Annotated in this window: 12 protein-coding genes and 1 pseudogene; 2 read left to right on the forward strand and 11 right to left on the reverse strand. The window is 66.8% G+C overall.

All coding sequences use genetic code 11. The features are described from left to right. Positions 1 to 61: 61 nt before the first annotated feature. From WMF42_RS31240 to WMF42_RS31265, 6 genes are all read right to left on the reverse strand, one after another. Positions 62 to 352 (reverse strand): immunity 53 family protein, encoded by a 291-nt coding sequence (locus WMF42_RS31240; RefSeq protein ID WP_081426888.1) that lies wholly within the window; start codon positions 350 to 352, stop codon positions 62 to 64. Between the two features lie 308 nt (positions 353 to 660). Beyond that, on the reverse strand, positions 661 to 1,062 hold the full coding sequence (locus tag WMF42_RS31245; RefSeq protein ID WP_437686392.1) for a hypothetical protein: 402 nt from the start codon (positions 1,060 to 1,062) through the stop codon (positions 661 to 663). 74 nt (positions 1,063 to 1,136) lie between these two features. Beyond that, complete coding sequence (locus tag WMF42_RS31250; RefSeq protein ID WP_267888050.1) at positions 1,137 to 1,262, reverse strand: hypothetical protein; 126 nt, start codon at positions 1,260 to 1,262, stop codon at positions 1,137 to 1,139. A gap of 231 nt (positions 1,263 to 1,493) precedes the next feature. Further along, positions 1,494 to 1,970: a DUF6896 domain-containing protein gene (locus WMF42_RS31255; RefSeq protein ID WP_437686394.1), complete on the reverse strand. Its 477-nt coding sequence runs from the start codon at positions 1,968 to 1,970 to the stop codon at positions 1,494 to 1,496. Beyond that, positions 1,939 to 2,232 carry a ParB/RepB/Spo0J family partition protein gene (locus WMF42_RS31260; protein ID WP_437686396.1) on the reverse strand — a complete coding sequence of 98 codons (294 nt, stop codon included), beginning with the start codon at positions 2,230 to 2,232 and terminating at the stop codon, positions 1,939 to 1,941. Before WMF42_RS31260 ends, WMF42_RS31255 begins: the two co-directional genes overlap by 32 nt. A gap of 76 nt (positions 2,233 to 2,308) precedes the next feature. Continuing rightward, complete coding sequence (locus WMF42_RS31265) at positions 2,309 to 3,886, reverse strand: RHS repeat-associated core domain-containing protein (RefSeq protein WP_437686398.1); 1,578 nt, start codon at positions 3,884 to 3,886, stop codon at positions 2,309 to 2,311. 123 nt (positions 3,887 to 4,009) lie between these two features. Between WMF42_RS31265 and tnpC the strand changes: the two are divergent. Beyond that, a pseudogene (gene tnpC, locus WMF42_RS31270) lies at positions 4,010 to 4,948 on the forward strand (IS66 family transposase); the annotation flags it as partial. Positions 4,949 to 5,127: 179 nt separating this feature from the next. On the opposite strand, the gene tnpA reads toward tnpC, so the two are convergent. The 5 genes from tnpA to WMF42_RS31295 all read right to left on the reverse strand — a co-directional run bounded on the left by tnpA (position 5,128) and on the right by WMF42_RS31295 (position 18,864). Further along, positions 5,128 to 5,400: an IS66 family insertion sequence element accessory protein TnpA gene (gene tnpA, locus WMF42_RS31275; protein WP_437686400.1), complete on the reverse strand. Its 273-nt coding sequence runs from the start codon at positions 5,398 to 5,400 to the stop codon at positions 5,128 to 5,130. Positions 5,401 to 5,697: 297 nt separating this feature from the next. Further along, a complete protein-coding gene (locus WMF42_RS31280) occupies positions 5,698 to 6,150 on the reverse strand; it encodes a DUF4265 domain-containing protein (RefSeq protein ID WP_081426063.1) in 453 nt (150 codons plus the stop codon). 186 nt (positions 6,151 to 6,336) lie between these two features. Then, entirely contained in the window at positions 6,337 to 6,795 is a 459-nt protein-coding gene (locus WMF42_RS31285; protein WP_437686401.1) for a DUF6896 domain-containing protein, read from the reverse strand. Beyond that, on the reverse strand, positions 6,796 to 18,279 hold the full coding sequence (locus tag WMF42_RS31290) for a SpvB/TcaC N-terminal domain-containing protein (protein ID WP_437686403.1): 11,484 nt from the start codon (positions 18,277 to 18,279) through the stop codon (positions 6,796 to 6,798). Positions 18,280 to 18,408: 129 nt separating this feature from the next. Then, the gene (locus WMF42_RS31295) at positions 18,409 to 18,864 is read right to left on the reverse strand and encodes a hypothetical protein (protein ID WP_437686405.1); all 456 of its coding nucleotides are present in this window, start codon (positions 18,862 to 18,864) and stop codon (positions 18,409 to 18,411) included. A 690-nt stretch (positions 18,865 to 19,554) separates the two neighbouring features. Between WMF42_RS31295 and WMF42_RS31300 the strand changes: the two genes are divergently transcribed. Further along, positions 19,555 to 19,770 carry a transcriptional regulator gene (locus tag WMF42_RS31300; protein WP_437686407.1) on the forward strand — a complete coding sequence of 72 codons (216 nt, stop codon included), beginning with the start codon at positions 19,555 to 19,557 and terminating at the stop codon, positions 19,768 to 19,770. Positions 19,771 to 19,805 lie beyond the last annotated feature (35 nt).

Consider the following 19,805-nt stretch of genomic DNA (forward strand, 5'->3'; position numbering starts at 1 on the left):
CCCCTGGGATACGCCCTTTTGGCTCTTCTGTCCGGGCACTATCTCCGCCCCTCGGGGCAGGTCATCCGTTCGATGTGCAGATCCACGCCCGAAGGATCTCCAGGATCTCCTGGAGATTGCCGGGCCCACCATAGCCATGGAAGCGCCCATCCTTCACATCACATCGTACCCAGTCATCATCACTTCTCTCTTCCGAGACGGGCGCGGGCGCCTCGACATTACCCACGTCAGCCACGACGGACCATCCCGGGTTGTCCAACGTCTCAACCCGAACTCCGTTCTGGTGCTCCCACTGTCCATCGCATCGCGACCGGTACCATCGTTGAAGCCAGGTTAACGTGTCCCTCTCCATCGCCGTCTCCTAGCGCAGCAATCCTTCCCGTCGGGCCAGCTCGCGCGCCGTCCTGATGCTCGGACTCGACCTCCAGGCTGAAGACGCGCTGCACACTCGGTAGCACATCCACACCGGAAACTGGTCCTCCCCCGCTTCCGCGGACAGTTTCACTATGCCGCGAACGCGAGCCCCCAGAGGGCAGGACGAATGAGCAGCGCCTTCAAGATGGCGGGGGGACTCGCTCGGTTCCGATCAGGTTTGCTGAGGAACAAAAGACCAAGCCCCTCGGAAAAATTGCCGTACGTCAGGAGGAGCGATGTGAGGCATCACGTTCGTGCATCCTCTTCCAGCATGGCCTGAAGTTCCGGATGGGAGAGGAGCAGGGCCAGCAAGTTGGCTCGTCCCCCAGCAGCAGCGTACAGGAAGTACTCGCATGCGTCCGAGGGTTCCTCATGCCATGTGGTCACGACTTCCAGCGCGTTTCTAGTCTCGATGATGTTGTCGAGCGCATCATGAAGCTGCTCGGCTTCGTGCCCCACGCAGCAGAACTCTACGCACCCGAGATCGATCAGGTCCTTCGTTATCGCCTCCGCTTGCTGCCGCTCCGGTGGGTTAAAGACGGGCAGGAGCGTTACGAAAGGTCGCTGGATCGAGTGGTCGGCAGATGCTCCCAGCGAGCTGATAACGAGCTTCCGGTTTCCTGCGAGGGTGATGCTACGCGCTGCCATATCAATTGCCCCCTTTGAGCTTCTCGATGTTCTCCCTGCCCGGCGTCGAGCTCGCGTCCGGAACCCGCGGATCGTCATGGCCTTCCACAGTCACGCACCGGCGTCGTCGGCGCCCCCGGCGGACCGTGGCCCGCGTCCCCGTCCGCGCGCTTGATCCAGTCGCGCAGTGCCGTCTCGGTCAGGTCGAGATCCTTCGTCACCTGCCGATGCTCCGGTCGCCCGCCTTCGCCAGCCACCCCGTCCCCCTCGGGCCAGCCGTTGAGGCCCTCTCACCCGTGTGATGGGCATCAACCAGCCCAAGCGAGAGTGCATCAACCAGCTTGATTTTCAACAGACGCCAATATCCTGTCGGGGGAGGAGGCTGTCCCGCACGAGACCGCATGAATCCGGTGGGTTCCTGGGTGTCCGGACAGCCTGCGGTCACCACATCGTCAAGTTCCGTTTCTACGATTCCGTGATGGGCAAAAAAGTCGCCTGGAGGGCTCTAAATAAACCGCTTCCAAGATCCCAGCTTGCTCCATCCTTTCGAGAAGGTGCTCCAGACTCTTCTCGTCATCTGTGGCGACGTGCTCTCCGTCGAAGGTCAGGGTGGTTACTCCTATCGACTCCAAGTATTGGAGCAAACGCCAACCATCGACCGCATCCGGGAATAGGGCAACACCAACGTGAGCATCTACGATCGCCCCTGGGATTTCAAACGAGACGCCCGCTCCATGTCTAACATAGCTCCATCGCTGGGTCCCGACGCTCAGCTTTCCGGTTCGCTCGATGTCTGAGAATCGCTCCAAGTCATTCGGACGAACCTCGTCCAGGAAGCGCTCCACTAGTCGGCGCTGGAGATCGCAGAACGCAAGGACGACCGGTGCGGCGTTTCTACTAGAATCCACGATCATCGAGCGTCCCCGCATAGTGTCTGAAGAGTTGAGTAGCTTCCTCCGGCGAGTAGGGCTGTCGCACCCTAACAGGCACGTTCTTCACAGGGACTTTCGGCGACGCAGCCGCAGCGGCCCGATGGTGTCCATCCGTGATGTAAAGTGCCCCATCCACCTCTACCGCATCGATGGGCTTTGTGGCGTCGTATCCCTCTTTCCTCATCGACTTCGCGAGTTTTTCCACCTTATTTCGTGAGTCGAGACCGTGCGTGGGACGCAACGACCTCGCGTCGACCATTCGTGTTCCACCCGCGGCGCCCCCACCGCACGGCTCGGTGTTGTGGCTGAGGACGCGGAGCTCGGAGACGAAGTACTCATGCTCGGACTCGACCTCCAGGTTGAAGACGCGCTGCGCACCCGATAGCACCTCCACCCCGGAGACCGCAAGCGTGCCCGAGGCGGTCCTGACTTGCTCGCCCGACTGCAAGGTTGTCCGCCCTCACCCAGTCGCCGCGATCGACCGAGTAGAACCGGTGCGATGACGTCGCCTCGACGACCTCGCCCTCTCCGCTGAAGCGAAGCCGGACGATGTCGTTCGCCGTCTGGTTGATCGTGCTGAGCACGACCCGACCAGGCCCGACCGCGATCTGCGGGGCTGGCCCGATGTGCTTCACCACCGCCTCGCCGGCCAGCGAGATCTCCTCGTACGCCAGCCAGACCGTCCGCCCCACCGCAACCCCGTTGGCCGCGAGCCACGACGGCGGCCTGAGCAGCCGGATCTGGATGGTATCGCGCGCCCCCGCCCGGCTCGGCATCTCGAGCTCGACCAGCCGCCAGCTCTCGTCGACGAGCGTCTCGCTCCGGCCGTCCGACGTGAGCACCCGGTCGCCCACCGAGACGGTCTCGATCGGCACCAACCCGGACGAGGTCGCCACCTCCGTACCGGCGACGAAGCACAGCCCCGGAGCACTGCACATGCTGCCGACGCAGTTATCCGCCTGCTTGCCGAGATCGGCGACATCGTCCATGCGCCGGCCGGCGTCCGCGAGCTCGTCGCCGTGCTTGGCGACGACCTTGGCCGCGTCTGCGCCCGTGTCGACCGCCTTGCGCATGTCGTTCAGCTTGTCGGCACCTCGGGCTACCTTCAGCGCGGCGCCCGCACCGCCGGGCACGACGGGGAGAGCCAGCGCCAGCGCGTCGAGCGCCACACCGCCGGCGTCGAGCGCCGCGCTCCCCCAGTTGCCCTTCTGCACGTTGTCGACCAGCGACACAACGCCCATCCCCAGGCTGAGCGCGTCCCATGCCGACTCGATCCACTCCCCGTTCGGATCGACATAGTTCGTCGGGTTGTTGCCCGTGTACGCGTACAGGCTGAGGTTCACCGGCGCGTAGACCCCGAGCGCGGGCTGCCCGCTGAAGTACTGCGCGACCATCGGATCCGGGCTCAGCCACTGGCTCTGGCGCCCGTCGTAGTAGCGCGCTCCGAAGTAGTGGAGGCCCGTGCCGATATCGAGCTCCTTGCCGCTGAACGTGTAGCGGCGGGCCAGCTCGTAGCGAGAGTCGGTCTCATCCCGCCAGAGCTCGCCGCTCGGGAAGTACTCGTTGTGCTGGATGAGCGTCTGCTCTTCGTTGCTGGAGTACTGCGTGCTCCTGAGGTGGTCGGTGTGGAAGTACAGCGTCGGCGGGTAGTTCAGCCAGGCGCTGTCCATCTTGGACGCGAGCTGCGTCCCACCCGCGTACACGTGCTTGGTGAGGTAGCGGCCGTCGCGGATCGTGAGGTCCTGGCTGATGTACGCCGTCTCCTCCTGGCCCACGACGTCGTGCTTCGAGATCGCGCGCTGCCCCTCGCCGTCGTAGAGGTTCCTCGAGCGGGTCTGGTTGAAGAGCTTGATCTCGCTCGCGAGGTTCTCTTCGTTCCAGATGATCTCGCGGCTGGAGCGGCCGTCCCGCACAAGACGGCCTGCATCCAGTGGGCTCCTGAAGTGCCCCATCGACCTCTACTGCACCGAAAGGATTTGTGCCCCGGATCCCAAGCGGGCCCAGCCCCGGTGCCCGATGATGGCCAGGAGAAACGATCCCACCTGGGAGAGTGGTCGGCGTTCGCGCTCGATGTGCTCGCTCCTGTGGCGAAGAGGATCCAGGAGCGCGTGCTGGGCTCGTGCTACCTGCGCGCCGATGACACCGGGATACGCGTGCTGGATCAGGATCATCCAGCGGGGGTGAAGCGAGGGCACATTTGGTCCTTCGTCGGGGCGGAGCTCGTCGCGTTCGTCTACGCGCCGGACTGGAGGGCGAAGCATCCGGCGGCGCTGCTGCGGGGCTTCACGGGCTACCTGCAAGGCGATGGCTACGCGGGCTACGGCGCGATGCTGCGCGGAGACGACGATGGCGAGATGATCGTGCCCGAGGTGCGCCGGCTCGGCTGTGGAATGCACATCCGCGCGAAGTTCGAGAAGGCGGCGAAGGGCGGTGACGTGCGGGCCGCCATGGCGCTCGCGTACTTCAAGGCGATCTACCGCATCGAGGCCGCCTGCAAGGCCGAAGCGCTGTCCGCGGAGGCACGCCTGGCGCGCCGGCAGGAGCTGTCGCTCCCCGTGGTCGACGATCTATACGAGTGGGTTCACGAGCTACACCTGCGGCTCGTGCCGAATACACCCCTTTACGTCGCAACCCAGTACGCCATCAACCAGGAGGCAGCGTGGCGGCGCTGCTTCACGGACGGGCGTTTCGAGATCGACAACGGTGAAGTCGAACGGCGGATAAGATGCGTGGCGCTCGGGAGAAAAAACTACTTGTTCGCAGGCTCGGACAAGGGAGCTGAACGCCTCGCTGTCGGCTACACGCTATTTGGCTCGTGCCGGATGTACGGAGTCAACCCGCTCGCCTGGGCGACAGACGTGATCGGCAAGCTGCAGGCAGGCTGGCCGCGTGAACGGCTGGACGAACTGCTGCCCGACGCGTGGGCGCGCTCGTTGCCCGCTGCTACGGCCGCCGGCGACGCCGGCGCGCCCTGAACGACGCGGAGCTCGATCCTTGCCACCGAGGCGCCGGAGGGGGGCACCTCGCCGGCCCTCTCGTGCCCGCCCGCGTCCGCTCGCGTCCGCTCGGCCCCTGGGTAGTCGCCGCCCGCGCCCAGCATCGTCGACCCCGGCGATCACCGCAAGGGGTCGCGCCTATGGCGATGGCTGGGCGCTTACGGCCGGACCCGCACCACCCGCCCGTTGGGCAGCGCGATCTCGATCGGCTCCGGCGCGATGGGCGATGCGTCGGTCACCACGTGGACCGGCAGCAAGCTCGGTGCCTCCCCCGACGGCGACGACCGCGAGGGCCCGTCAGCCCTCAGCTTCCAGCGCCACCAGTACAGCTGCTTCGGCTTGTATCCTTCGCGCCGCGCGAACTTCTCGGCACTCAGCCCGCTCCGCTGCCATCGCTCCACCCGCTCGGCCCACTCCGCCCTCGTCGCCATCGCTTCCTCCTGCGTCGCGATGGGGACAGGTAACCGGCGCCGCCGGGGTGGTCACGATGGCCTTGATCGGACGGATACTCTGCGCCCGCCGAGGTGCCCCGGCGCCTCGCCTCGCTGCAACCGCGGTGAGCGGAGATCCACGTCGACGATGGCCATCACGGAGCCGGATCTTCCGGCCATCAAACAGCCTGCTCGGTAACACCTTGTTCGAAGTGGCCGAGTTGGTGCTACCCGACGACCCGTTGCGGCTTCGAGGACTGTTCCAGAAGGGTTACAACAATCGGGAGGGCGGTTGGTTCATCCTGGTGGGGGCGGAGAGCTCACGAGGATTGCTTCCTCATAACCAAGTTCGCCCTGAGCTTCCTTCTCCGCCAAGATCTTCTGCACCCTCTCGAGCTTGTCCCCCGGCGGAACGCTAACGGCGATCAGGTTGTGAGATGCATCAAGCTCCGTTTCGCAGCCGAGCTCTTCTAAAAGCTTTCGGAGCTCAGATGGATCGTTCTCGTAGTAAAGGACACGGAGAAGTGAGTTTCCGGAGCGCTTGATCATCGAGACGTAAAGAAGCTCATCGCCATCTCCAGCTTGATACCTCACCGTATCGCCCAGCGCTACGTCACGGCAGAAGAACGGTATGTTGTCAATAATCGCTGAGTTCTCATCGACGAGGGTGACCCATACCCTTTCGTAGTCAACGGGAGGATATCCCTCCTCGTCTCGCTCCAAAGGGAATACAAGTATTCCTCTCTTCATTTGTCCCACTTCTCCCGATTATACGATCTGAAGGATGGGCTTACCTTGCGCCTTCCGGCGCCCACGCTTGGCTTTGATTCGCGCAAACGACCGATGCGAGCGCAGGTCCCGCTATCTCTGCTGCGCGCCCTCTCGCGCTCCGGCTCTTCGGCCAAGTAGTCGGGGAAGGGAAAGCCTGAGCTCGATTCAGCTCTCGGACACAGGTGATTCCTGCGCCAACTCGAACAGCCGGTGAGCGAAGCGCCCCGATGAGACGACAGGTCGCAGCAGGCCACTCCGCGCCATTTGGTCCATCAGTTTGTCCATTTCATGCTTGGCAACGGAATACTCGATACCTTCAAAATGCACGGATGCAACCCCGAGCGATTCTAAGTACTCGAATAACCTCCCACCATCGATCCCTTCAGGATATTCGGCCATGGCGACATGCGCATTTACTCGAATACCCTCCAAACGGACGAACGTAACCCCTGCCCCGTGACGCTGGTGCGACCACGATGCGCCGGATTCCATCAGATATCCGTTGGAGATATCGAGAAATCTCTCCCGATCCTTCGGTCGATACTTGTCCAAAAATTTCCGCACCAACCGTCCTTGGAGCGACGCAAACTGCTTAACAAGGTACTCCGCGCTGCTCTCTGTCACTCAAAACCCCTTGTCGTCCAGAGTAGACGCCCAACCTCGAAACAAGTCCTGTGCCTCCTCAGGCGAATGGGGGGCCCGAACGTTGACAGGAACCTCATTGAGCTTCTTCTTGATAGCCGCGGCTTGCCGATGATGGCCGTCGACGATGTAGAGCGCTCCGTCACTTTCAACCGCATCGATTGGATCGAACGGACCAAATCCTTTATCGCCACCCATATGCTTGCTCATCTTCTCGGCCTGACTCTTGCTGGATAGCTGCTCTGTCGGGCGGAGGGCGCGCGGGTTCACCTTTCGAGCTTCAGTTCCTCCACCTGCACCTCCCCCACCGCACGGCTGGGTGTTGTGACTGAGGACCCGGAGCTCGGAGACGAAGTACTCATGCTCGGACTCGACCTCCAGGTTGAAGACGCGCTGCGCACCCGGTAGCACATCCACCCCGGAGACCGCAAGTGTGCCGGTGGCGGTCCTGACATGCTCGCCCGTCTCCAGGTTATCTGCCCTCACCCAGTCGCCGCGATCGACCGAGTAGAACCGGTGCGATGACGTCGCCTCGATGACCTCGCCCTCTCCGCTGAAGCGGAGGCGCACGACGTCGTTCGCCGTCTGGTTGATCGTGCTGAGCACGACCCGACCAGGCCCGGCCGCGATCTGTGGCGCCGGCCCGATGCGCTTCACCAGCGCCTCGCCGGCCAGCGAGATCTCCTCGTACGCCAGCCAGACCGTCCGCCCCGCCGCGACCCCGTTGGCCGCGAGCCACGACGGCGACCTGAGCAGCCGTATCTGGATGGTGTCGCCCGCCCCCGCCCGGCTCGGCATCTCGAGCTCGACCAGCCGCCAGCTCTCGTCCACGAGCGTCTCGCTCCGGCCGTCCGACGTGAGCACCCGGTCGCCCACCGAGACGGTCTCGATCGGCACCAACCCGGACGAGGTCGCCACCTCCGTACCGGCGACGAAGCACAGCCCCGGAGCACTGCACATGCTGCCGACGCAGTTATCCGCCTGCTTGCCGAGATCGGCGACATCGTCCATGCGCCGGCCGGCGTCCGCGAGCTCGTCGCCGTGCTTGGCGACGACCTTGGCCGCGTCTGCGCCCGTGTCGACCGCCTTGCGCATGTCGTTCAGCTTGTCGGCACCTCGGGCTACCTTCAGCGCGGCGCCCGCACCGCCGGGCACGACGGGGAGAGCCAGCGCCAGCGCGTCGAGCGCCACACCGCCGGCGTCGAGCGCCGCGCTTCCCCAGTTGCCCTTCTGCACGTTGTCGACCAGCGACACAACGCCCATCCCCAGGCTGAGCGCGTCCCATGCCGACTCGATCCACTCCCCGTTCGGATCGACATAGTTCGTCGGGTTGTTGCCCGTGTACGCGTACAGGCTGAGGTTCACCGGCGCGTAGACCCCGAGCGCGGGCTGCCCGCTGAAGTACTGCGCGACCATCGGATCCGGGCTCAGCCACTGGCTCTGGCGCCCGTCGTAGTAGCGCGCTCCGAAGTAGTGGAGGCCCGTGCCGATATCGAGCTCCTTGCCGCTGAACGTGTAGCGGCGGGCCAGCTCGTAGCGAGAGTCGGTCTCGTCGCGCCAGAGCTCGCCGCTCGGGAAGTACTCGTTGTGCTGGATCAGCGTCTGCTCTTCGTTGCTGGAGTACTGCGTGCTCCTGAGGTGGTCGGTGTGGAAGTACAGCGTCGGCGGGTAGTTCAGCCAGGCGCTGTCCATCTTGGACGCGAGCTGCGTCCCCCCCGCGTACACGTGCTTGGTGAGGTAGCGGCCGTCGCGGATCGTGAGGTCCTGGCTGATGTACGCCGTCTCCTCCTGGCCCACGACGTCGTGCTTCGAGATCGCGCGCTGCCCCTCGCCGTCGTAGAGGTTCCTCGAGCGGGTCTGGTTGAAGAGCTTGATCTCGCTCGCGAGGTTCTCTTCGTTCCAGATGATCTCGCGGGTGGCGCCGCGGAAGGTCCATGTCCGCTGATTGCCGCTCGCGTCGTACTGGTACACGCGATCGTCGCGCTGCGTCTCCACATGGAGCTTCTCGGAGGTCTTCGTGACCGCGTGAGGCCGGGGCCCCGCGTAGGTGTAGATCGCGTCGTACGTCTGCTCGGGGATGAGGTGATCGTTCCGCCACCCGTCAACTTCGCCATCCTGTCCATCAAGCGGAGAAGTGTCCGGCACCTGCCGCAAGCTGTTGTTCGTCTTCCTGGTGATGTTGTGGATGTCGTCGTACTCGAACGCCTGCGTGTAGCGATGCCTCTCATGGGACCTGGCCTGCACCGCGCCGGCCGCCTGCGTCAGGCGGTCCAGCGCGTCGTACTGGTACGTGTGCTTCAGGTTGCCGACGAGCACGCTGCCGTTCATCTGGTTATCGAACGGCGCGTCGTTCCGCAGCTCGGTCACGTTCCCGGCATGGTCGTACGTGTAGTCGAGCCGCTGGAACGGCCTCGCCGGCTTGTTCTGCTGACGCAGGAACGGGTCGCGATGGTCCGCGTTGACGTTGGCCAGCCTGCGCGTGCGCGGCTTGTACTGGTACGTCGTCTCGATGAAGTTGCCCGCGATGAGCCGGACCTTCTGCCCGAACTCGTCGTAGCCGATGTGCGCGAGGTAGATGGTGTTCGGCGACTCGTCGGGGTGCTGCTCGTTGATCTCCGTGTTCAACCCGAGGATGCTCTTGAGGTTGCCGCCGGCGTCGTAGCTGTAGCTGATCACCTCGCGGCTCGGATCGCCGAGCGGCATCTGGTCGGGGTTGGTCCCGACCCGCAGGTCCGGGAAGAGAATGCGCAGCACCCGTCCGAACGCGTCGAACTGATGCTCGACCTGGTAGCGGTAGGGACCGCGGTGCGGCTCCCGCAGCCGCGGGAACGTCACCTGGAGCTGGACCCTGTTGCCCTGCCGATCGTAGCGGAAGGTGCGCTCGCCGGCCTCGCTGGTCTCCGTCATGACGCGACCGGCGACGTTCCCGTTGGCGTCCCCCGCGAGCGACGGACCACCGTAGGTGTAGACCCGCGGCGTGCTCGTCGGATACGTGACCTGCCGCAGGCGATTGTAGTCGTACTGGTAGGTGATGCGCTGCGACGACGCCCGCAGCTTCGCTGTCTGCTTCTCCCGCAAGTTGCCGACCCGATCGTACTCCCACTCGATGAGCCCGGCGTCAGGGCTGTTCAGGCTCACCATGCGCCCGAGCGTGTCGAACGTCGCGGTCGTGACGTTGCCATGAGCGTCCTCGACCTCGACCAGGTCGCTCACGGCGTTGTAGCGGTACTGGGTGACGATCGGCGTGCCGTCCGCTGGATTCGCGCGCTCGGTCATCTCGACGACACGATCCATGACGTCACGGTGCTGGATGGTCATCCCGCTGTCGGGCTCCGTGACCGTGGTGCGGAAGCGCAGGACTCCCTCCTGGTCCAGCCCGAAGCCGTAGGTCGTATGGATCTCGACGAAGTTCTGCCCGATGTCCTCATGATCGGAGGGCGTCGTCAGCTTGGTCACGCGCCCGAGGGCGTCGTACTCCCACGTCGTGAGGAGCTCGTCCGAGTCGGATACGTCCACCAGGGCGGTGGCGGCCTCCGTGCTGAAGACGGGCTGGCCCTGCGCCTCCCGGCGCCCGCGCTCGTCGAACTGGAGATAGCCGCTGACCATCATCCCGACCTCGGTGTGGTCGCCGAAGTCCTTCTCCAGATCTTTCTTCGTCTGAATGACGCGGTCGAAGCCGTCGATGAAGGTGACCGTCTCGACGTAGTCGTGGAGCTGGGGCGGGGTCGTGGGCGCGTTCCGGGAGATGTCCTTGTGGCCCATGATCGCCCAGAACGGCGCGGCAGAAGCCCCCGGCTGCAGCCCGTACACGGCGCGCAGCGTGGGGACCACGCCCTCCTGCGCGACGGGATCCTCCACGAAGTCGTTCGGCCCCCACACCGCGATCAGGCGGCCGAAGGCATCGTACTTGTACCTCGTTCCGTGGCCGTTCAGGTCGGTCGTTGTCTCGACAGCACCGAACAGGTAGTTCGGGCTGCTCTCGGACGTGTAGCCGAACGAATCCGTGATGCTCGTCCGGTAGATCCCCGTGGCGTCGTACAGGTAGGTGAGCTCGTAGTCGTTCGGATCGATCAATTTGTGGATGTTGCCGAGCTCGTCCCGCTCGATCGTGACCGTGCTCGCGGCGTCGTTGTACGTCGCGGTGGAGCCCGGAATGCCGCCCCCGGTGATGTGATGGCTGAACGTCTCGAGCGCGCCCGTCGTGGGATGGTAGGTGGCCCGCCGGTCGCGCAGCACGGCGCCTGACGCGCTTCCGCTGCGCGCCACCACCCGGTCCGGCTGCGCGAGATACAGCTCGCTCGGGCTCGAATACCCGAAGCCGCGCGTGTCGTACTCGACCTTGTAGAACAGGTCGTCCGCGGTGCCCTCGTCGGCGCTCAGGAAGAGCGTATCGAGGCCGCCGTGGTCGAAGCTCCAGGTCCGCTGCTCCGCCGTGGACTTCTGAGCCGTCGCCTCTCCCTCGAACCACTCCGTCGTGCGGTGCGTCTCCGCGGGGAAGAACGAGCCGACGATGGGATCCGGCTTTGCCTGCACGCTCGCACCGCCGGGTGTCGGGTCTTCGTACGTGAACGTCTGGCGCGTGTAGGGGACGAGATCGCCGCTCGGCGTGAAGCCGCGCTCGATCGTCTGATGGACAAGCCCACGACGGTAGTAGTCCTGATTGACGTAGTGCGTCTCGATCTGCGAGCCGTCGCCCGAGCCGTCCACCCACTCGCCCTCGCTGTCCTTCACGCCGCGCGTCATCGTGACGATCGACGATCCGTAGTCCTCGCGCTCGAGGCGATCGTACTTGCCCGTCTGCGCGCGGGCGGCTCCGCCCGCCGGCGCCGTGTAGTCCAGGGTCTGACCGAGGGCCTGGCCACGGCCGTCCACCGAGACGACCGAGACGAGGGCGTAGCTGTTGCCCGGCAGGTCGACGCTCGGCTCCGCCTCGTCGCCGACCTCGTTACCATACCGCTCGTACTCGAGCTCGAACCTGCCGTCGAAGGGGCGATTGACGGCCTTGAGGAGGTTGGCCCTCCCGAGCTGGTTCAGCTTGACGTGGACCTGGGCCTGGCCGTCGACCTTGGCGACGTGGTCGACCAGCCCGTCGCCGTTCACGTCACGCCAGGCCACGTCGCTGCCGCCTGCCGTGTCGTTGTAGAAGCCGTAGACGCTGCCGCAGACGAAGAAGTAGCAGATCTCGGCGTCGAAGGTCGCGCTGTAGTCGCGCGAGCTGGAGAAGGTCAACGCCTCTTGCTTGCGCTTGTTGGCGTCGAACGTCTTCAGGATGTCCGAACCGACGGTGGCGAATTCATCCTCCACGTCGCTCGGCCATGGCGGGAGCTCCCACGCCTGCTCCGTGTCGAAGCGATCGCCCAGGTTCAGCTTGACCCGAAGGTGCGGGTCATACGGCAGCCGGCTGACGTGATCGAGCAGGCCGTCGCCGTTGACGTCGATGAAGTCCACCGCCTGCCGGTTGATGCTGTAGACGTACCCCGCGCCGACGTGACCGCCGCCCCCGAAGAGGCCCACGCTGAACGACGCGCCGACCGAGACGCCTGCGCTGAGCGAGCCGGTGTCCTCGTAGCGCGCCGCGTTCGGACCGGTCTCGACGTCCATCACGTTGATGGCATTCAGCACGTCCTCGCGGAGACCGATGCCGCTGGCACTCCAGTCCGGATTCGGCCACGCGATCGGCGCCGTGAGGCCGTAGCCGGTATTGAGGCGCACGACGGGATCTCCGCCTTCGGGGCTGAAGGACACGCGGTCCGGCAGGCCGTCCTGGTTGATGTCGAGCAGCTCCGTCTTCGCGGAGCTCACCGCGTAGTCGAGCCCGACGGAGAAGCTCGTGGACATGACCGCGCGTGTCCGGCCGCGCGTGTCCGTGTCCGGGACCGCCTGGTCCTTCTCGTCGCTGCCGCCGAGCGACATGCTCGCCTTGAAGCGCATGCTCTCCTGGTCGACCTCGCGGAACTCGTCGAAGTCGACCGCGCGCTTGGAGGTGAAGCCGCCGCCGGTATTGAACAAGACGCCGTTGCGCGTCACCAGGTCGGGCAGGTTGTCCCCGTTCATGTCGAGGAAGTCGACCTCGCCCGTTGTGTCGGCCGCGCCGATCCCCACGCTCGCCACGCCGAAAGCGCTGGCGTCCAGGCCATAGGTCCACGTATCGGAAAGCCGCAGCGCCTCGATGCCCGCGCTCCCCGAGAAGCCGCGGCCGGCCTTCGTGCGCCCGGGCGAGAACAGACCGCTTCCCACGAAGCTGTTCTGGCCACGCGTGCTGTACACGGGACCAGCGCCGCCTGCCATCCCCGCGCGGGAGATGGTCGCGAAGAAGAAGGGCGACGTGTCGCTGCTCACGTTCGCATGCTGGATCGCAGCTTCGCTGAAGGTCTGGTCGCCGCGATAGTCCCCGAACGACCACCGGTGATAGCCGCCCGCCATCATGTCGTGCGTGGGCGCCGGCGCCTCGGTGTCCCCGAAGTTCGGATCCAGCCAGCGGACATTGACGGGCGCGAGGTCCCCTCCGGTCGAGGGATCCCAGTACACCTGGCCATCACTGGGCGTCGCGCCGACGCGCATGAGAGGCGACTTGGAGATCAGGGTGAAGTAGATGGGCTCGCCCGGGGTGATGCCGACCGGAGCGGCGAGCGCGACGGGGCCCGTCGCCGTGGGGCCGAGGCACGCCTTCGAGAAGAGCTTGTTGACGCCCTGCACGAGGGCGCACACCGGGTGGCTCGTGACGCCCTTCATGAAGGTGCCCGCGCTGGTCGAGCCCTCCGCCGTCACCGGCGCCGTCGGCGCGCCGGCCTGCCACATGAAGACGGCGATGTTCACCTCCGGCCGGTGCACGATGAAGCTCACGGGCACCGGATCTTCCGGCGTCGGATCGTTCTCGATCTCGCAGACGAACGTCTCCGGATCTTCCTCGGAGGGACCGCACCCGAGCACGTCCCCCTCCACGTAAGCCTCGGCCTCCGGGTCGGGCCGGCTGTAGCGCGTGTACTCGACGACGGGCTCCCAGCCCACCCGCTCGGGATCCACCGGCGAATCCGACTTCAGCTCGAAGTAGAGCAAGTCGCCCGTCTCGACGCGGACGCCGGTCGCGGTGACCTGATACGCCCCTTCGAAGCCGGCGGCCAGGGGGGTGCTCGCCACGAGCTGCGCGTCGTTCCACTGGGCCGCAGTGGACGACACCTTGTAGACGTTGAGCTCGACGTCATCGGAGGTCGAGAGCTTGGTCCCCCCTCCGAGCACGCTGACCTCGCCCGGCGCGTTGGGGATCCAGGGCCGCTTCGGCATGCCCACGAGGCGGAAATCGTCGGCCAGCGACGTGCGGTAGACGAACGCGCCGTACACCTCGCGGTCGTCGACGCGGCCGGCGGGGATGCCCTGGTACGCGATCTCGGGAGACCACTGCACGAGGTCCTTGCGCGGGTCGTCGACGGCGCTCACGCGGAAGTAGAGGTCGTCCCCGACACTGAGCGCCTCCTGGAGCGGCGTGGAGCCGTTGCAGGCGTTGCCCGCGGTGGGCACGCACGGCGCCAGATCGTCCCCGGCGAACGTCCGGGTCCAGATCGGCGGGAGCGCGTCGTTCTTGAGGATGGAGACGGTGACCCCGTCGCCGCCCGCCGCGCCCTTCTGGATGGCGCCGCCGATCTGCACCGCGCCGGCGAACGGCGCCTTCCAGCGCGCCAGCGGGTCGACGAGGAAGAAGCTGCTCTTCTGGTTCTCCAGGCGGTCCGCGTTCGCGAACGCGATCATCGACTCGTCGTACGCGCCGAACGTCTCCTCGCCTCCGAAGCGGTCCTTCGCGCCCTTGCGGACCTTGATGGCGCCGTCGCTCACCCACACCTGATCGACGAAGCCATCGCCGTTGATGTCGGAGAGGATGTGGCGATCCTCGGCCTCCGTGTGGGCGAGGCTGCCGCCGAGGCCGAGAGCGCCGCCGAGCACGGAGATCCCCGCTCCGGCAGTCCAGCCGCCGGTGCTCGTGTATCCGAGCGAGTTCTCTACGACGCCAGGGATGCTCTTGTAGCTCAGGTGATCGAAGGGGGGCAGGAGGCGAGGCGCCGTGTTGACGCTGCTGCTCGTGCCGCTGAGGAGGTCGAGCATCCCGTCGCCGCTGACATCCAGGAGCGAGCGGCGCACACGGCTGTGCCCGCTGGAGCCGCCGAGGCTCGCGTTCGCGGAGATGACCGCAAAATTGACGCCGATGCCGCCGCCACCGCCGAAGCTCGAGCCCTTCGTCCGGGAGAGCCCGAAGTCCGTGCGCAGACCCGAGCCCGACTTCAGCGTGCCCCAGACCTCGGGCTCCCCGAAGGGGACCGGGGGCGTCTCCTCGTACTCGAAATCGTGCTTGTACAGCTCGGTGCCGTCCGTGCCGAGCAAGCCGACCTCCTCGAGCAGCGTCTTCTGGAAGGCGCCGAGCGTGTAGCGGAGATCGTAGCTGCGGATGACCGTGGCGCCGAAGGCGACCTCGACGCTCTCCAGGCGGCGCGACGTCTTGATCGGGAAGCCGGCCCGCGCGTCGACGCTGCGGTCGGGCCGCGTATCGGCAGCGTCGAGCACGAAGCTCACGTCGTAGGTCCCCTCGCAGTCGTCCTCGACCGCCGACCCGATGGCGCCGTAGCAGATCTTCTTCGGATAGACCTGCGGCATCGAGACGCCGGACATCGTCGGCTCGTCGTGGAAGTACTTGAACACGATCCGATTCCCGAACCGGTCCTCGGCGTACTCCAGGTTCCACTTGAAGATGCGGCTGGCGTCGTTGGGGTCGGCGAGGCGCGCGTTCGCTGTCTTGCCGTAGACCGACTTCACCCCGTTCTTGTCGGTCACCTCCCAGTAAACGATGCCCGGTTCGCCGGTCGGCAGCCGCAGGATGCGCTGGAACGCTCCCTCGACGCGGCGTTCATACCGCATGCCGCCCGCAGCGGGAGCGACGGCGGTGAGCTGCGCGCCGTCGAGCGCGTAGCGCACCGAGCCCGCGACGGAACCAGGGTGATCGTTCTGGATCTTGGTACCATCGTAGTCAGGGACGCCGAAGCGCGTGTCGTGCTGGATGCTCGAGATCTCCAGGTCCCAGCCGATGCCGAGCCAGCCGTTGCCCCGGGCGCTCGAGTACGTGAGCGCCAGAGCGGGGTTGAGGCCGTTGCGACCCGGCGGCACGCGCAGCGGATAGCCCAGGTTCGCCGTGCGCTGCGGGTTCGCGCTCGGCGGCTCGATCGAGTCCACGCCGGCCGAGGGGCTGCCGAGCTCGATGCCGTTCATCTCATCGGGCAACGTGTTCTTGGGCCCCGGCGCATCCGGCGCCGGGAGCGTGGCGTTCATGAACTCGGTGAAGTGGTCGGTCTCGCTCACCATCACGCCGCCGCTGGCGTCCGCCACCTTGGGGATCGCGCGCCACAGGCCGACCGGCACGTCGAAGTAGAGGGTCGAGATGCTGCGCATCGTCGCCGCAGGCGGCATCCCCTCCCGGTCGAACGGCAACGTGAGCCGCACGGGCCGCTTGAAGCGCAGCCCCGCCGGGCCGAAGCGGAAGCTGCCGCTGCCCGGCACGACGTTGACGAGCCCGCGCCCGGCGGGCGAGGCCTGGTCGCGCGTCAGGGGTCGAATCGTGATGCGCACCGGCTCCGAGACCGCCCCCGCCGGGATCTCGAGCGTCGCGCCGGCGTGGTGCAGTGTCTTCGCCTCCTCCGGCGTGACCCACTCGCCGTAAGGCGCCCCCACGTCGGGCGTGAGGCCGCCAGGCGCGGCCGCGAGCGCGCTCCTGTCCAGGCACGGCCCGAGCTCGACCTGGCGGGCCACGGTGGAGCCATCGGCGAGGGTGGCGCGAAGCTGAACCGACCACGCGGCCCCTCCCCGCGCCTCGGGGACGCTGAGCTCGAAGGCGCCGTCGCCGCCCAGCTCTGCGGGCGTGAGGGCGCGATCCTCGACGCTGACGCTCGTCACCGCGGCGCCCGCGCCGTGCACGAAGCCCCGGACGTAGGCTCGCCCCTGCTCGCACTCGCCGTGCAGCGGGTAGGCGATGCGGAGCTCCGGACGCGCTTGCGCCGGCAAGGCGCTCGCGGCCACGCGCAGATCGCCGATCCGCGAAGATTGTTCCTTGCCGCCGTGGAACGAGAAGCGAACCGCGTCGAGCGCTCCGAACACGCCCGCCGCGTCCCATTGATGCCAGCCGGGCGAGAGGCCTCGAAGCGGAATCTCCAGGCGCTCCTTCCCCCCTCCGGCGATGGCGATCAGCTTGCCGTCCGACGGCTCGATCAGGCGGAAGCCGAGCGTGTGGGGGGCCGAGGGTTCGGCGAACGCGGCCGTTCCGAGCTGGGTCGCCTGCGCCGAGGGCGTGCGCCCTGCGATGCTCGACAGCTCGGCGGGGGAGACCGCAGCGTAGCTGCCGCCGTGCGGGATGCCGACCACGCGCACGTGGCTCACGCCGTAGCTCGACACGGAGCCGTGCTCAACAGAGCTCCGCGGCGCCCCGAACACCACCTGATTCACGCCCTGCTTGAGCCACGCGGGGTTGATCTCCTCGACCTGCAGACCGGACTTGGCGCTGGCCGGCGGGAGCGCCGCCGACGCGCGCTCGGCCGCCCCGTTGATGCTGCGCGGCACGCCGCTCCAGTGCGACACGCCCTCGAGCTCGTAGACCAGGAACGCGCGCGACAGCGACCGCGGCTCGGCAAAGACGTCGACATCGAACGTCCGGGCGCCTTCCCCGCCCTCGCCGACGCGCGCCGTGGCACGTTCGGAGGAGAAGACGAGCGCTCCCGGGAAGCCGTTGCTCGTCACCCGATCGGCCCACTGCGCTTCCGGCAGCACGCCCACCGGATCGCGAGCGCCCCAGAACGCGAGCTCTGCAAGACCGGCCTCATCCCCGGGGAGCCACTCGATGAGCGCCCGCTCGGCCAGGACGGGCAGCGGCATGCGCAGCGGGGCGAGGGCGCCCGACAGCTCCAGCGCGCGGTGCTCCACCCCCTCGAGGACGCGCTCGCCCCCGGCGCCATCCACGGTGATGGTCAATGCGCCCCGGGTCCGCCCGAAGCCGCTGACCTGGTGGATCCAGGTGGGCTCGGCGAAGCGGACCTCCACGCGAATCGGGGCTCCCGAAGGAGAGGACAGCGTCGTCCGCGCGTCGCCGTCGAAGAGCGACCAGGCAGCGCTCGGATCCGCGTTCGCAGGGGCGTCGAGCCACTGCGCCGAGGCCACCGCCGCGACGGTCGTCGCGTCGCCCGAATCCGGGAGCGCGGTCGCCGCACCCCGCTCCACGCTCGCCGGCGCCGCAGCGCCAGATAAGCCAGCCTTCGCGGACTCGATCTCACGCAACGCATCGTCGAGCGGGAGGCTGGGCTCCGCCGCGCTCGCCCTCGCGCTCGGCGCTCGGGACGATGTCGCGGCCAGCGCGGCGATCGGCCCCGCGAGCCCCAGCACCTGGATCAAAACGAACGACGTGGTCCGAGCCCTCTTGGATCGACCGATGACATTCAGCATAGTGCGCTTCCTCGCAGCTCGCTGGTCAGCTGCTCACTCCCATGACAAACGAAGCGAATCTTCACTGAGCCGCGCTCCAGAAGGCCGTGTAGCCGCCCCTCACGCGCTCGAATCGACGGTCCCATGGCCTCACAGCCCGCCGGTCCAGGTACACGTCTGGAACTCCTGTCGCGCGGCGGTGATGGCCTGCCGGCACACGTGCGCCAGCGCTTGCTTCTTGAAGGGGCTTTCGGCCAGCGTCTTCCACGCAGTCCGCTGACGGCGGATGCCGTTTTGCTGCTGGGTGAACTGGTGCGACGGCAAGGTCACCTGCATGCACATCTCGAACTGGTCGAGATAGCTGTCGCACTCCGTGACGCCGGTGCTGCCGTCGTTGGCGGTCAACGAATTCGACGCTCTGCCGGCCCCCGGCGAAGCGCCGTCCTCGCATGCGAGGAGCAACAAACAGAGGGCGCCCAGCCACGAGGCGCTGCGCAGCGGCGCGCTCGGGAGCCTGCTGGAGCCCGCAATCTTCAGCCGAACCGGCGGCCGCACGCACGTCGCCGCCGCACCGCGCCCCTGGGCGCTGCTGCCATGTTGCTGCATGTCGCTTCCTTCCCGAATCGTCCCGGTCAGGGACCAATGCCTAGAGCCAATGGGGCTCTGACGCTCCGCCGCGTCACATCGCGCAGGAGTCTCCGGGCGACGTGACCCACCGCCCCGGAACCACAGCGGAGCATGTAAGCACCGCGACAAGCAAACTGTCTAGCGTGACGCGCGCTGACAGCAAGAATTGGTCGGCTGACCAGCGCGCGCAGCGTGCCTGTACGGTGGGATGGCCGCTACGAGGAGACGGATCTTCGGATCGCGTCTGGATTTCCTTCTATGAAACGCAGCATCAAGACAGATCCCCCGATCGCCGACCTGACACTGTGACGCCGTCGGTGCCCCCGAGCCTCGGGCAGCCCGGGATCGGAGGCCGTGCAACCACGATGCGTCCTGGTCCCCTCGCGAGCGCGCTGGTGGTGCCCTAGTTTGAGGACTCCCGCCCTAGTTTGACTCCGACTCTCGCGTGACGGGTTAAGGTCGGCCCGAAGTAGTAGTGCAGCCCGCGTCGGCGCCAACCGACCGGGCTGCGTGGCCGAACTCTCGCTCGCACGAGGTCCGACAGTGCAACTGTACTTGATCCCACCCGACGGTGGTCAAGGCGAAGGTGCGCCCGCGCGCCGCCGCCGCCGCCGATCCATCCCCTGCCTCTCCCTCACCCCGACCCAGCGCAAGCGCCTCCGCGCAGCTTTGCGCAACCTCCGCGCCGCGTACGGCTCGTGGTCCTGCCTCGCCGAGGTCATGGGCATGTCCGTCGTCGCGGTCGAAGCCATCGCGAACGGCCGCGAGAACGGCTCTCCAGCGACCGCGCAGCGCGCCGCCAAGGCGGCCGGCCTGACCGTTGAGCAGCTCCTCGGCGGGCTCGCTGCGGCGGACCGCTGCCCCACGTGCGGGAGGTCAGGGTGAGGCGCCCGCGGAAGGGGGCACAGAGCCCGCCCGCC

The sequence above is a fragment of the Sorangium sp. So ce176 genome (assembly GCF_051519835.1).
Classification (GTDB): domain Bacteria; phylum Myxococcota_A; class Polyangia; order Polyangiales; family Polyangiaceae; genus Sorangium; species Sorangium cellulosum_G.

Excerpts from the sequence above, each read along its gene's own strand:
- WMF42_RS31290 (WP_437686403.1), bottom strand. The coding sequence starts at position 18,279 with ATGCTGAATGTCATCGGTCGATCCAAGAGGGCTCGGACCACGTCGTTC.
- WMF42_RS31280 (WP_081426063.1), bottom strand. The coding sequence starts at position 6,150 with ATGAAGAGAGGAATACTTGTATTCCCTTTGGAGCGAGACGAGGAGGGA.
- WMF42_RS31260 (WP_437686396.1), bottom strand. The coding sequence starts at position 2,232 with ATGGTCGACGCGAGGTCGTTGCGTCCCACGCACGGTCTCGACTCACGA.
- WMF42_RS31240 (WP_081426888.1), bottom strand. The coding sequence starts at position 352 with ATGGAGAGGGACACGTTAACCTGGCTTCAACGATGGTACCGGTCGCGA.
- tnpA (WP_437686400.1), bottom strand. The coding sequence starts at position 5,400 with ATGGCGACGAGGGCGGAGTGGGCCGAGCGGGTGGAGCGATGGCAGCGG.
- WMF42_RS31255 (WP_437686394.1), bottom strand. The coding sequence starts at position 1,970 with ATGCGGGGACGCTCGATGATCGTGGATTCTAGTAGAAACGCCGCACCG.
- WMF42_RS31295 (WP_437686405.1), bottom strand. The coding sequence starts at position 18,864 with ATGCAGCAACATGGCAGCAGCGCCCAGGGGCGCGGTGCGGCGGCGACG.
- WMF42_RS31245 (WP_437686392.1), bottom strand. The coding sequence starts at position 1,062 with ATGGCAGCGCGTAGCATCACCCTCGCAGGAAACCGGAAGCTCGTTATC.